The sequence below is a fragment of the Bradyrhizobium sp. WSM4872 genome (genome assembly GCF_055811715.1).
On the sequence record NZ_JBVVPT010000030.1, the window covers coordinates 54,196 to 67,235 of the forward strand.

Sequence of the window (13,040 nt, forward strand, 5' to 3'; positions counted from 1 at the left end):
CTCGCCATGAGTGACCAGGCCGTCCACAGCGAGGTACATCCGTTTTCGGCGCGTGCGGCGCTTCCCTGGCTGGTGAGCCTTGGCGTGTATGCCCTGCTGCTGATCCTTGGACCGCGGCTGCTCAATGATCCCGACAGCTATTCCCACATCGAGGTTGGGCGCTGGATTATCGCGCACGGCACGCTGCCGGCGAGCGACCCATTTTCCTTTTCGAGGTACGGCGCCCCCTGGATCACCTTCGAATGGCTCTCGGAGATCATCTACGCCGGAGCCTACGCGCTTGCCGGCTGGCAGGGCGTCCTGGTCGTCGCCGCCGCGGCGATAGCGCTCGCCTTTGGCCTGTTCACCTTCTTCCTGCTGCGCGAGCTTTCGCCGACCCAGACGCTGCTCATGGTGATCGCGGCCGTCATCCTGTTGGCCCCGCATATGCTGGCGCGGCCACATGTGCTGGTGCTGCCGCTGATGGTGACCTGGGCGGCTGCCCTGGTGCGCTGCATGGATCGTGGAGGGCCTCCACCGTACTGGGCCCTCCCGCTGCTGGTCCTGTGGGCCAATCTGCACGGCAGTGTGGTGCTGGCGCTTGGGCTGATCGGCCCTGCGGGGCTCGAAGCGCTGCTGCGCGAGAAGCGCAGCGAATGGCCACGGGTATTCCTGCGGTGGCTGCCGTTCACCGCGCTCGCGGTCGCAGCGTCCTGCCTGACGCCCTACGGGCCGGAACCGCTGCTGATGCCGCTGACCACACTCGGTCTCGGCCCCGCGCTCGGTTGGATCGCGGAATGGCGGCCGCAGGATTTCAGCCACATAGGTTTCTTCGAGCTGCTGCTGCTGGGCGGCATATTGGCGCTCTCGCGTGGCGTGACGCTGCCGGTCGTGCGGGCCCTGGTCGTGATCGGCTTGCTGCATTTCGCGCTGGCCCAGATCCGCAATGCGGATCTGCTGGCCATGCTGGCGCCGCTCTATCTGGCGGCTCCGCTGGGGCGGATGTTCGGCGGACCGATTGGGGAAGATGCTGCCGGCTCGTCGCGCGGCCTGAACCTAGCCACGCTCGGCGTGTTGATCGTGGTGAGCGGGGCGGCACTGGCGCGTGATCTACGGCCGGCCACGGCCATTACCCCTCAGGCTGCCATCGCTGAAGCCAAACTCGCCACGGCGGGGCACGTGCTCAACGATTATTCCTTCGGCGGCTATCTGATCTTTGCCGGCATTCCAACCTTCATCGACGGTCGCGGTGAACTGTACGGGGGAGCGTTCATCAACCGCTACAATCGTGCCCTGGCGCTGGTCGACCTCGGCGACTTTCTCGAGTTGCTCGACGAATATAAGATCGGCGCGACCCTGCTTGCGCCGGGGACGCCGGCGATAGCGATGCTGGACCGGCTGCCCCAATGGCAGCGCGTCTACAGCGACGACGTGGCGGTCGTGCACAAGCGGCGAGATCTGCCGCAAAGATAGATCAAGCGGTCCCGAAGGCTGCGTATTGGCCGCCGAGCGGCACGCCGCTCAGGGTCGCTTCGAGGCGCCGCGACGGTTTGGTGTTCCAGGGCAGCAGCAGGAAATGGCGCGCACCGATTTCGCGCAAGCCGCCGGCAGCCATCAATTTTCGGGTTGTGCCGGCACCGAGCAAGACGGCGTCCCGATCGAACTCACAACGCGCGACGGCAAGGCGGGTCAGCGGGTTGTACGGATTGTGCTCGATGACGCAGACGAGTCCCCCGGGGCGCGTCACGCGCCGCATCTCGGCGATGAATTGCGCCCATTCGGCCGGCACGACGTGGTGCATCACGCAGACGGCCGTGACCAGATCGAAGCTGGCATCATCGAAAGGAAAAGTGCGACCGTCAAACTCACGGTAGTCGACCCTGCCGTTGTCAGCGCGTGCCTGCGCCAGGCTGGCCGACGAAACGTCGATACCGCTCAAGCGGCCGACCATACCGTGCAGCAGGGGATGAAGGCTGCCGACGCCGCAGCCGACGTCCAGCATGTCCGGCCTCTCCGTGTCAAGCCGCTGCGCGATTAGATTGCCCAGGAGATCGGCCTTGGCGCGCATGAAGAAGTGATGCGGCAAGCCGGAGAAGTCGATCGAGGATTGGACCACGTCACGATAGTTGCCGTGGTAACCGTCGAAGAGTTCGGTCATGCGCTGGGTCACTGGTTGACGGCGTGGATCGCGGGTGCGGCCGCCGCCTCGTTGCGGTCGAAGCCGGCGCGGGTCTGCACCACGTAGAGCGGGCGACGTTTCACCTCGGCATGGATACGGCCGACGTAAAGCCCCACGATGCCCGTCATCAGCATGTTCATTCCACACAGCAGGGACACGACGACGATCGTCGAGGACCAGCCGGTGACGAGATGACTGTCGTTGCTGAGCCACAACAGGATCACCCAACCGCCGTAGAGCAGTGCGACTCCCGAGACCGTCAATCCGCACCAGATTGCGAGCCGCAAGGGCAGATCGGAAAAGCCGAGCGCGGCATTCATGGCGAGCCGCACCATCTTGAACAGCGGATATTTGGTCTCGCCCGCTGCACGCTCGAGGCGGTGGAAGGTGACCTCGGCCTGCCGGAAGCCGAGCCATGCGATCATGCCGCGTACGAAGCGGTCCTGCTCCGGCATCTGCCGAAGGGCGTCGAGCACCTTGCGATCGATCAGGCGGAAGTCGCCGACATCGGCGGGAATGCCGACCGAGGACATCCTGCCGAGAAGCCGGTAGAACAGATGCGCGGTGGCGCGCTTGAATCGGCTTTCGCCGTCGCGCGACAGGCGGCGGGCGTGGACGATGTCGTTGCCTTCCTGCCATTTTGCGATCAATTGCTCGATCACTTCGGGCGGATCCTGCAAATCGGCATCCATGACGATGATCGCTTCACCTTGCGCTGCGTCCATGCCGGCGGTGATGGCGATCTGATGGCCGAAATTCCGCGACAAGCCGATATAGCGAAAGCGCGGGTCGCGCGTGGCGAGCGCCTCTAGCACGATCGAGCTGGAATCACTGCTGCCGTCGTCGACGAAGATTGCTTCCGCCGGCCCGTCGAGCCGGGACAAGACCAGGTCGAGCCTGCGCAGCAGCACCGGCAACACGGCTTCCTCGTTGAACACGGGGATGACGAGGCTGTAGCGGATCGACTGGATATTGGCCGCCATGCGAGAGATTCCAACTCGTTGCAGGAGCGGAAGTCTATGCCGGCGGTGGTTAAGGTCGCCTTGCCACAACCATTAAGGATATGGGGCACCGGGGGTGGCTTGCATTGAGTGGGCGCGGATGGTGATGCCCGATTGACCACGCTGGGCAGCCGCGGCTTTGGCCCAGGACTTGCGACTTAGGACTTGCGGCGGATCTTGTAGAGAACAAATCGATCCGAGGTGTCCAGCGCCTCCAGCAGATCCGGCAGCGGGTTTGGGGCCCGCGGCCCGAGGACGTAGAGATAGTCGTAATCGTGGTGCCAGGTGCGAACGAAGGGCGGAACGCCGGCCGGCGGCCGGCTTGCCGCAATCGCGGTAAGCACGCTTAGCGGCATCGGCGCCCCGTAGGGAATGGCAAGACGGCGCACGTCTTCGCGTGGCCGCACGGGCTGCTTGCCCGCTTCCGTGAATAGATTGGGCACGAACGCGTTGGCATAGTGCACGGCGAGCGTAGGCGCATAATACATTGGATATGAGGTAAGGTCGGCGAACGGCGGGTCTCCATTGTCGTCCGTGCTGGCGACGAGGATGCGCGAACCGCGGTCGATCTTGCGGAACGACTCGACAATGGCCGCATAGTCGGTGCGGTAAGGCAACCACACCGCGAGCACGACGGCGAGATTGATCAGTATGATGCCACTGATCGCGGCGAGCGCTGCCATGCTCCATGCCCGGCTCGGCAGCGTCAGCGAGCAGAAGGCGGGCAGGATCAGAGCCGCAGCGGGGATCACGCGAAGGTCGACGAACGAGGTTCCGAACAGCTGCGAGGGAATGACGACGTAGAGCAGCGCGAAGCCGATCGCGAGCCAGATCCCGGCTGTGTCGAGCTTGAGGACGCCGCGTCTTGCGGCGAAAAACAGCGCGATCATCAGCGCAAGCCCGGTCGCCGCCGCGATCGTCAGATTGTAACCGTTCATGATGCGCAACGGCCAGATCGGCTTGAATCCGAGAAACCAGCTCGTTCCTTCGCTTCCGATCGATCCCGCGGTCATGCGCATGATCCCAAACAGGCCAAGCGCGGGTATGGCCAACGCGCCGAGCCGCGCGGCGGCGACACCGTACGAAATTCGCCCATGCCGGATGCGCGAGAGCTCGTAAAGGCCGAGCGTCGCGCCGTAGATGCCGAGGGAGAAGAAATGCGCCGCAAACAGCGCAGCGACGAAGACCATGTTGACGACGAAACGCAGTGGCCATGGGCGCTCCGCGAGCATCAGATAGACGGCGATGCCGCAGAGAGCGAGGCCCAGTCCGAACTCGAAATTCACGAAGCCCCAGCTGAACGGCAGACAGAAAAGGAAAGCGAGCGCCGCAAAGCCGGCGAGATGGACCCGTCCCTTCCGGGCCCATTCGAGCAAAAGCGCGCCGCCGACGATCAGCAATTGGCTCAGGAACAGGAACAGCCGCGTGGCGCTCTCGACGCTGATCAGCCGCGCCATTTGCGGCACCAGCAGATCCATTCCAAGGTTGGGATAGAATGCCCAGGCCACTTCGTAATGCGGATTGGCGTTGGGGGTGCCGTTCTGGCTCAGAATATACATCCGGGCGAGGTGATTGGGATAGTCGACCATCGCGGGGATAGGGGTCAGCAGCACCGGAAGAAACGACAGGGCCGCCAGGACGGCAAGAACGGTGATCGCCACCGACCGGTCCGAGCCAAGACGAGCCCGGATTGTCGAGGTCGGCTTGTCGGAAGGAATCATGTCATAGGGCCGCTGGAGTTTGAGCTTACGCTCTACGACGGCGCAACCGCGCGACACAACGCCATAATGTGAACTTCGCGAAAATCAAGCTGGGGTCGCCGCCGCATCGGAAGGAGGAGCCCGTCATCCGGCGCGCTGCACGCGGACTTGTGCTGATGAGATTGCAGCGCGCCGGCTATGCTGGCTACTTGACCGCCGCACTGATCGAGTTGAATTTGCCGCTCAGGAGTGCGCTGCCGGTGTTGTTCACGGCCGCGATGATCGCAAACGCGATGCCGGTGGCGATCAGACAATACTCGATGGCGGTGGCACCATTTTCGTCGGCAAGAAATGACTTGAGTAAAGTCATCGTCAACTCCTGTTCATCCGTCCAACCTACGCTGGTGCCGTTTTCGGAATGGTAAATTGATTCACTAAGTTTTCGTGGGCGCGCCAAAACGCAGGTCGGATGGTCCTCACCTGCCGCTGATATGGTGTCATCGATTGACTTAAGGTTTCGTCACCCAATTCGGACGCATTAGGCGATGTCGTCATCCCGTCTCAGGACGAGATCTGGCGTTCCGGCGCGGCCTTGCCGGGGCGTTTCAGCACCGTTGCCAGGCGTCCGACCAGATAGCTCAGCGCGCACGGCTGCGCCCGCGCGAAGCTGCCGGCGAGGCTTTCTGCCTCCGCCGCGTCGTTGACGATGCCGATGTAGTTCTTTCTGGCGTCCTGCTGCTGCACGAGCCTGCAAATCCCGGGTTCAATCGAAGGGCGACCATGCTGCGCTGAGCGGGAAGCGTGGGTTAATTTTGTATTCCGTAGGATACGTGCCGCCCCCGGCAACTGTGAGCAGACGCTGAAAGCGCGGCTTGGCTTAACGGATTGTTGAGCCTGTTCTCGAGCGGGCGCCGGGCTCACTCGCGCCGACCGTCCGCATTCAGCGCCCGCAACACCGCGATGCGGGCGAACATCATCCAGCCGCCGCCGGTCTCGGCCGCGTTGATCAGGGTTTCGATCGCGGTCTGCCAGTGGCTCGCATGCTGCGTATCCTCGGGCAGTCGCATGATGTGATCGGCAGCTTCTTGCAGCGTCCGAAGCTTGCGCCCGCCACGTAACGAAATGGGGTCGTCGAACGCAGTCGACCAGGGCATGTCAGGTCGGCCGACCGGCGAGGCGAGGCATCACGGCGTCGTCGCTGCGCGATGCTGCTAGCCGGCCTTCTTCGCCCGCACCGGCCTGTCGGCCTTTTTGGGAGCGGCTTTCGCAGCAGTGTCCTTGCCGCCCTTGCCGGCGATCGGCAGCAGCATCTCGCGCTGGCCTTCGACGCGCTTCTTCGGCTTCTTGCCCTTGACGGTGTCCTTGCTCGCGTCCTTGGTCGCATCCTTGGCCACCTTCGCTGCGGGGCCTGCGTCCTTCTCGTTTGCGATGCTCTTTTTCAGCGCGTCCATGAGGTTGATGACGTTGCCGCCGGTCTTGGGCGCGGCCTTCGCGCTGATGGGCGCGCCGCTGCGCTTCTTGTTGATGAGGTCGATCAGCGCGGTCTCGTAATGGTCCTCAAACAGCTCGGGCTCGAACGCGCCGGACTTCTTCTCGACGATGTGCTTTGCAAGGTCGAGCATGTCCTTGGTTAGTTTCACGTCCTGGATATCGTCGAAATAGTCCTTCTCGCCACGCACCTCATAGGGATAGCGCAGCAGCGTCCCCATCAGGCCGCTCCCGAGGGGCTCCAGCGCGATGATGTGCTCGCGGTTGGTCAGCACCACGCGGCCGATCGCGACCTTGTCCATGCTCCGGATCGTCTCGCGGATCACCGCAAAGGCGTCGTGGCCGACCTTGCCGTCGGGCACGAGATAATAGGGACGGATCAGATAGCGGCTGTCGATGTCGGTCTTTGGTACGAACTCGTCGATCTCGATCGTGTGGGTGGACTCCAGCGCGATGTCGTCGAGCTCGTCCTTGGTGACCTCGATATAGGTGTCGGTGTCGACCTTGTAGCCCTTGACGATGTCCTCCGAAGTCACCTCGTCACCGGTCTCGGCGTCGACCTTGAGGTACTTGATCCGGTGGCCCGTCTTGCGGTTGATCTGGTTGAACGAGACCTTCTCGGTATCCGAAGTGGCCGGATAGAGCGCGACCGGGCAGGTCACGAGCGACAAACGTAGAAAACCCTTCCAATTGGCGCGGGGGGCCATGGGCTACTCCAAACGCAACGGGGACAGAGGACGAAGATACCATCGGGGAACAACGAATCATAGCAAGGCGGATCGCTGAATCTTGCAACTGCGTTAACCGGCCGCCCGGCGCACGGTTGCAGCCTGATCCGGCTGCAAAGGCCGGAACATCATATCCGATCATGCGTTGCCACGGGACATTCCGCCGCGAGGAGTCGCGGCCATCCGACGCGACGGCCAGAAATTGAGGTCACCATGGCAACCACGCGAGACCAACGTCAGATCGTGGAAACTCCGACCGAGGCGCGCCAGGGCGAGCCCGGGCCGTCGGTGGCGGCGCTGCTCGCCATATCCACCGGGCTCGCGATCCTGATCCTCGCGGTCATCTGGTTCGTGTTCTTCCGGACCTGATCGGCAGATCGACCGGACGCTTCGCACCTTCCGACTCGCCGCGCAACGCGGCACATTGCGCCCGCCATGCCGCCGGTTCGTTCGTCCGGTGGCTTGGCGGGCGCGGTGCGTTGACCGCGAACAGGTCGGATATGACCAAAAAGTAACGCGGCCGGTTCCCCGTGTTCATATTCAGTTCACGCCGGAATTGCTCATCTGTGCGGGTGTTTCATGCGGCCTAATTCTGGAGAAAAGCGTGCGCCTGCTCGTCGTTGAGGACGACCCCGATCTCAATCGCCAGCTTACCAAGGCGCTGACCGACGCCGGCTATGTCGTCGATCGCGCCTTCGACGGCGAGGAGGGGCATTATCTCGGTGACAACGAGCCCTACGATGCCGTAGTGCTCGACATCGGCCTGCCGAAGAAGGACGGCATCTCGGTGCTGGAAGCCTGGCGGCGCAACGGCCGCACCATGCCGGTCCTGATCCTCACCGCGCGCGACCGCTGGAGCGACAAGGTTCAGGGCTTCGATGCCGGTGCCGACGACTATGTCGCAAAGCCGTTCCACCTGGAGGAGGTGCTGGCGCGCATCCGCGCGCTGCTGCGCCGCTCCACCGGCCACGCCCAGAGCGAGCTGAGCTGCGGCCCCGTCACGCTCGATACCAGGACCGGCCGGGTCAGCGTATCAGGCAATCCCATCAAGATGACGTCCCACGAGTATCGGCTTCTGGCCTACCTGATGCACCATTCGGGGCGCGTCGTGTCCCGCACCGAGCTGGTCGAGCATCTCTACGACCAGGACTTCGACCGCGACTCCAACACCATCGAGGTCTTCGTCGGCCGCATCCGCAAGAAGCTCGACGTCGACATCATCCAGACCGTCCGTGGCCTCGGCTATCTCCTGACCCCGCCGGCCCCCGGCGCTTGAAGCGCGGTGTCTCGAAGTATTTTGTCTAGACCTATCTTGGCTTGACGAGCGGCGCGGCAGGGGCCTTGTTCTGGTCATGAGTTCCGACGCCATGCCACCCCGCGCCTCCGGGATCATTCCGATGCCCGCCAGCTCGCTTGCGAACCGCCTGTTTCTGTCGGCGACCGCGTGGCTCGTGGTGATCCTGGCCATTACCGGCGTGGTGCTGTCGTCGGTCTACAAGAACGCCACCGAGCGCGCCTTCGACCGCCGGCTCAATCTCTATCTCCGCACGCTGATCGCCGAGGTCGCCACCCCCGACGAGCCGCCGGACCGCCAGTTCCAGTCGCTCGGCGAGCCCTTGTTCGAACTGCCGTTGTCCGGCTGGTACTGGCAGATCACCCGGACCGACACTGAAAAGCCGGAGGTGCGCTCTTCGCGCTCGCTCTGGGACAAGAAGCTACCAAAGCTGGAGGAGCAGGGCACCGAGCTTACCGCCGCCGGCATCCGGATCGCTTATGTCGATGGTCCCGAGGGACAGAACCTGCGCATGGTGGAGCGGCCGGTCGATCTCGGCGCGGACGGCAAATTTCTCGTCAGTGTCGCCGGCGACGACACCGAGATTTTCGATGAGACGCGCAGTTTCGATTACTATCTCGGCGGCACCTTCACCGCGCTAGGCATCGTGCTGCTGCTGACCACCGTGTTCCAGGTCCGCTTTGGTCTCGCGCCGCTCAAACGCATCTCCGAATCCATCGCCGACATCCGGTCCGGGCGGGCGGAGCGGCTCGAGGGCGAGTTCCCGGTTGAGATCGCACCGCTGGCGCGCGAGACCAACGCGCTGATCGACGCCAATCGCGAGATCGTCGAGCGCGCCCGCACCCATGTCGGCAATCTCGCCCACGCCATCAAGACGCCGCTCTCGGTCATCGTGAACGAGGCCGGCGCGCATGCCGCCGATCCATTCGCGGCCAAGGTGATGGAGCAGGCCGACGTAATGCGCGACCAGGTCGCCCATCATCTCGAGCGCGCGCGCATCGCGGCGCGGGTCTCGGTCGTCGCGACGGTGACGGAGGTTGCACCGGCCATCGAGGCATTGCGGCGGACCATGGAGAAGATCCACCGCGGCCGCGGCATCGTGGTCGAGGCCGAAGCCGATCCGTCGGCGAAATTTCGCGGCGAGCGGCAGGATCTGGAGGAGATGGTCGGCAATCTCGTCGACAACGCCTGCAAATGGGCGGCCTCGCGGGTCTTCATCGAAGTTCTGGTGGAGGCGCCTCATCAGGCGAGCGCCGGTCCGCGGCTGCATATCGTCGTCGACGACGACGGCCGCGGCTTGTCGGAGGCCGAGCGTACCCAGGTCTCACGGCGCGGCCAACGGCTCGACGAGTCCAAGCCCGGATCGGGGCTGGGGCTGTCGATCGTGACCGAGCTCGCTGCGCTCTACGGCGGCAGCCTCTCACTCGGCCGCGCGCCGACCGGGGGCTTGCGGGCGGAGCTGGTCCTCCCCGGAATATAATCCCTTGTTCCGACGCGACTATTTGGCCTCCTGGGCGTCGATCCAGATGAAACCAGGGGTATTCGGAGCGACTTCCTAAACGGCTTCTTAAGTGGGCCCTCCTATGATCGGGCAGGACGGATCCCAGGTCCGCCATTTTACCGTTCATTACCCGGGCGCATGAGCCAGACATCGATCGAGCGGCTGAGGGAATATCTCGCGCAGCTCCCGCCGCAGGCGCAGGCGCTGCTGATGCGGGAGTTGGAGCGTGCGCTCGAGCGCGGCCAGGACACGGCCGTGGCAACCCTCGTGCTCGACCAGCTGCGCAAGATCGTCCGCAAGACGGAAGCCGACGCCGCCCCACCGCCGCGTACGGACGATCTGTCGCGGCTGCTGTTCCAGGTGCTGGAACCATTCTTGGTCGAAGCAGGCGCCCCGATCCGGGCCGGGCAGATCCGCCGCTCTTCGCTGGCTCCGATCTGGCAATGGCTCGGCCGCGACGGTGCTCCGGCGAAGCTGAGCGAATTCGAGGCGGCGCTGGCGCGCATGCCGGCCGACAGCGCAGGGCAGGTTGAAGCGCTGGCCTCGAGGCTCCAGGCGGTCGCTGCGGATGCCATCTTCGAGCTGACGGGGCCGGGCGGGGGTGACAAATCGCGTGCGCTCGCACGCGTTGGCCCGCCCAACGTGATCGAGGATCTCTATTCGACCGGGGCGGTGCTCGCGGTCCGCGAGGCTATTGCCACCTTGAACGAGAAGCTGCCGCGCTCCTTGCGCGCCTTCGGCGATGCCCAGATCGCCTCGGTGACTGCCGCGCTCAACATTCCCGTGCTTCAGACGCCGCAGATGCTGCCCTTCGCGCTCTCCATCGTCGTGCAGCGGATGACCGCGCCGTGGCAGATCATCCGCCTCGCCATCAAGATTGCCGCGTCCGACGACGAGATCCGTGTTGCGGCAACGCCCTATGGCGTCGCCGTCACGATCGCGCTGCATGATCTGTCCTGCGTGGCCGCCATCCTGCGCATGGACATCAAGCGCGGCCATTTCGACAATGTCGCCGCCAACCTCAAGACGCTGCACGACGGCGTCCGAGGCCTGCGTACCGAGCTCGACCTGCGCAACGATTCCCCCTGGGGCAAGCAGTTGACCTCGATCCGGGCCGACATCTCCAACGCACTGCAATCCGAGATCGACAGTGTTCCCGGCCGCGTCCGCCGCATCCTGCGCCAGCGCGCCGAGAAGGACATTCCTCCGGGCGCGCGGATCGACAGCACCGAGGTCGAGGAAACCGTCGCGCTGATCGATTTCGTCGCGACCTGCCGCAATTATGCGAGCGAGCTTGCGATCAACGAGGTGACACTGCGCACCTATTCCGACCTGCAGCAATATGTCGAGCGTTCGACCGAGCAGCTGGTGCAGTCGCTGCGCGGCGCCGATCACAAGGTCCGCACCTATCGGCAGCAGCAGGTGCAGGCCGCGATCCGCTTCTGCCAGGTGCTGTTCGGCGATGACTATGCCTCGCTGATGAGCCGCGCCGCGGAGAACGCGGCCACGGGCGAGCGCAAATCGTCGCGCGCGAGTTGATCCAGGCGCATCTTTTTGTGATCACAATTTCAGGTTGACGGTGTCGGTGGCTGGCCCTACGGTCGCCGTGCAAATTTTGATACTTCTATCTGTGGGCGCATGAAATCCGTTATCAGTTCCATCGAAATCGAGAATCGCGTCGTCGTTGCCAAATATCAAAGGCTGATGGTCGGCGCGAAAGTGGTGCTGGTCGAGAAGGCAAGCGGTCGGCAGCTTCCTGAGACCGTCACCAGGGTGGCATCGCCCGTTCCCGTCGGCGCGTTGCGCATCAGATTGCCCGACGCGATCGAGCCGGGAACATACTTCCTGAAGGCCTTCAACGGGCATGGCGAGGACGCCGCTCAAAGTGCGGACTTCGAGATCGGCTAAGCCGTTGGATTTTCACCGTTTCGGGACTGTGTGCGGTCGCGCCGAATTGACAATTGTCAATTGCCGCATCGTCCGGCCGTGGTGTAAAGCCACCTGTGGGCGCGGCTTGCGCGCTGCCGGAAGCTTGTCAGATGATGCTATGGTTCGTGTTCGCGCTGATGACGGTGGCGGCGATCTTCGCCGTGCTTTTGCCGCTCGGCCGTAGCGGACGCGCGCAAAATCAGGGCAGCGAGGTCGCGGTCTACAAGGACCAACTCGCCGAGATCGAGCGTGATCTTGCCGCAGGGTTGATCGCAGCGCCGGAAGCCGAGGCCGCGCGCGTCGAGGTCAGCCGCAGGCTGCTTGCCGCGGCTGGCAGCGAGCCCGCAACGGCACCGAAATCCAGCCTCAAATGGCGCCGCGCGGCGGCCGTGCTGGCGCTTGCCGGCCTGCCGCTGGTTGCGATCGGCGTCTATGTGCCGCTCGGCTCGCCCAGGCTTCAGGACTTTCCGCTGGCGCAGCGGGAGCGCGGATCCGGGTCCGGCATGGCCCAGTCGCTCGAGAATCTGGTCGTACAGGTCGAGCAACATCTGGAAAAGAATCCAACCGATGGGCGCGGCTGGAACGTGATCGCGCCCGTGCTGGAGCGGCTTGGCCGCTTCGACGACGCCGTGCGCGCCTATCGCAACTCGCTCACCTACAATGGCGAGAGCGCGGAGCGCCGGTCCGATCTCGGCGAAGCGATCTCGGCCGCCGCCGGCGGCGTCGTGACCGCCGAAGCCAAGACCGAGTTCGAGCGCGCGCGGGCGCTCAGCGCCGACGACCCGAAAGCGAACTACTTCCTCGGTCTCGCCGCCGAGCAGGACGGCCGCAAGGACGATGCCGCCAATATCTGGCGCGCGCTGCTGGCGAAAGCGCCGGCGGATGCACCGTGGCGCCCTCTGGTGCAGACCTCGCTCGCGCGGGTCGGCGGCGGTGGCGTGACGATGCCGGCGCTGTCGGATGAGACCCTCGCAGCTTCCAAGGACATGAAAGAGGGCGATCGCAACGCGATGGTTCGCGGCATGGTCGAACGGCTCGCCACGCGCCTCAAGCAGAACGGTGACGACGTCGAGGGTTGGCTGCGCCTGGTGCGCGCCTATCTCGTGATGGGTGATCGCGACAAGGCGGTCGGGGCATCGACCGACGCCCGCCAGGCCGTTGCCAACGATGCAGCGCGGTTGCGCCAGCTCGATGAAGGCCTCAAGACGCTCGGGCTCGACGGATGACGATGTCAGGACGAG

Annotated in this window: 14 protein-coding genes; 7 read left to right on the forward strand and 7 right to left on the reverse strand. The window is 64.4% G+C overall.

Features of this window, described 5'->3' with window-relative positions; genetic code table 11:
- Positions 1 to 6: 6 nt before the first annotated feature.
- Positions 7 to 1,452 (forward strand): hypothetical protein, encoded by a 1,446-nt coding sequence (locus tag AC0L3C_RS29515; protein WP_473263167.1) that lies wholly within the window; start codon positions 7 to 9, stop codon positions 1,450 to 1,452.
- A gap of 1 nt (position 1,453) precedes the next feature.
- On the opposite strand, the gene AC0L3C_RS29520 is transcribed toward AC0L3C_RS29515, so the two are convergent.
- From AC0L3C_RS29520 to ku, 7 genes are all read right to left on the reverse strand, one after another.
- Positions 1,454 to 2,137, reverse strand: a complete 684-nt coding sequence (locus AC0L3C_RS29520) for a class I SAM-dependent methyltransferase (protein ID WP_473263168.1) — start codon at positions 2,135 to 2,137, stop codon at positions 1,454 to 1,456.
- An 8-nt stretch (positions 2,138 to 2,145) separates the two neighbouring features.
- Positions 2,146 to 3,141, reverse strand: a complete 996-nt coding sequence (locus tag AC0L3C_RS29525; protein WP_473263169.1) for a glycosyltransferase family 2 protein — start codon at positions 3,139 to 3,141, stop codon at positions 2,146 to 2,148.
- Positions 3,142 to 3,317: 176 nt separating this feature from the next.
- Positions 3,318 to 4,880 (reverse strand): glycosyltransferase family protein, encoded by a 1,563-nt coding sequence (locus tag AC0L3C_RS29530; protein ID WP_473263170.1) that lies wholly within the window; start codon positions 4,878 to 4,880, stop codon positions 3,318 to 3,320.
- A 184-nt stretch (positions 4,881 to 5,064) separates the two neighbouring features.
- Entirely contained in the window at positions 5,065 to 5,229 is a 165-nt protein-coding gene (locus AC0L3C_RS29535; RefSeq protein ID WP_275167744.1) for a Flp family type IVb pilin, read from the reverse strand.
- A 191-nt stretch (positions 5,230 to 5,420) separates the two neighbouring features.
- Positions 5,421 to 5,603: a hypothetical protein gene (locus tag AC0L3C_RS29540; protein ID WP_473263171.1), complete on the reverse strand. Its 183-nt coding sequence runs from the start codon at positions 5,601 to 5,603 to the stop codon at positions 5,421 to 5,423.
- A gap of 173 nt (positions 5,604 to 5,776) precedes the next feature.
- Positions 5,777 to 6,013, reverse strand: a complete 237-nt coding sequence (locus AC0L3C_RS29545; RefSeq protein ID WP_007608288.1) for a hypothetical protein — start codon at positions 6,011 to 6,013, stop codon at positions 5,777 to 5,779.
- A 57-nt stretch (positions 6,014 to 6,070) separates the two neighbouring features.
- Positions 6,071 to 7,054 carry a non-homologous end joining protein Ku gene (gene ku, locus AC0L3C_RS29550; protein ID WP_473263172.1) on the reverse strand — a complete coding sequence of 328 codons (984 nt, stop codon included), beginning with the start codon at positions 7,052 to 7,054 and terminating at the stop codon, positions 6,071 to 6,073.
- Between the two features lie 234 nt (positions 7,055 to 7,288).
- Between ku and AC0L3C_RS29555 the strand changes: the two genes are divergently transcribed.
- The 6 genes from AC0L3C_RS29555 to ccmI all read left to right on the forward strand — a co-directional run bounded on the left by AC0L3C_RS29555 (position 7,289) and on the right by ccmI (position 13,025).
- On the forward strand, positions 7,289 to 7,444 hold the full coding sequence (locus tag AC0L3C_RS29555) for a hypothetical protein (RefSeq protein WP_007593402.1): 156 nt from the start codon (positions 7,289 to 7,291) through the stop codon (positions 7,442 to 7,444).
- A 235-nt stretch (positions 7,445 to 7,679) separates the two neighbouring features.
- Positions 7,680 to 8,351: a response regulator transcription factor gene (locus tag AC0L3C_RS29560; RefSeq protein WP_247349962.1), complete on the forward strand. Its 672-nt coding sequence runs from the start codon at positions 7,680 to 7,682 to the stop codon at positions 8,349 to 8,351.
- A gap of 121 nt (positions 8,352 to 8,472) precedes the next feature.
- Positions 8,473 to 9,849: an ATP-binding protein gene (locus AC0L3C_RS29565; RefSeq protein WP_473263173.1), complete on the forward strand. Its 1,377-nt coding sequence runs from the start codon at positions 8,473 to 8,475 to the stop codon at positions 9,847 to 9,849.
- Positions 9,850 to 10,008: 159 nt separating this feature from the next.
- Entirely contained in the window at positions 10,009 to 11,409 is a 1,401-nt protein-coding gene (locus tag AC0L3C_RS29570; RefSeq protein ID WP_473409697.1) for a hypothetical protein, read from the forward strand.
- A 99-nt stretch (positions 11,410 to 11,508) separates the two neighbouring features.
- Positions 11,509 to 11,778 (forward strand): hypothetical protein, encoded by a 270-nt coding sequence (locus tag AC0L3C_RS29575; RefSeq protein WP_007593394.1) that lies wholly within the window; start codon positions 11,509 to 11,511, stop codon positions 11,776 to 11,778.
- Between the two features lie 131 nt (positions 11,779 to 11,909).
- Positions 11,910 to 13,025 (forward strand): c-type cytochrome biogenesis protein CcmI, encoded by a 1,116-nt coding sequence (gene ccmI, locus AC0L3C_RS29580; RefSeq protein WP_473263175.1) that lies wholly within the window; start codon positions 11,910 to 11,912, stop codon positions 13,023 to 13,025.
- Positions 13,026 to 13,040: the final 15 nt, after the last annotated feature.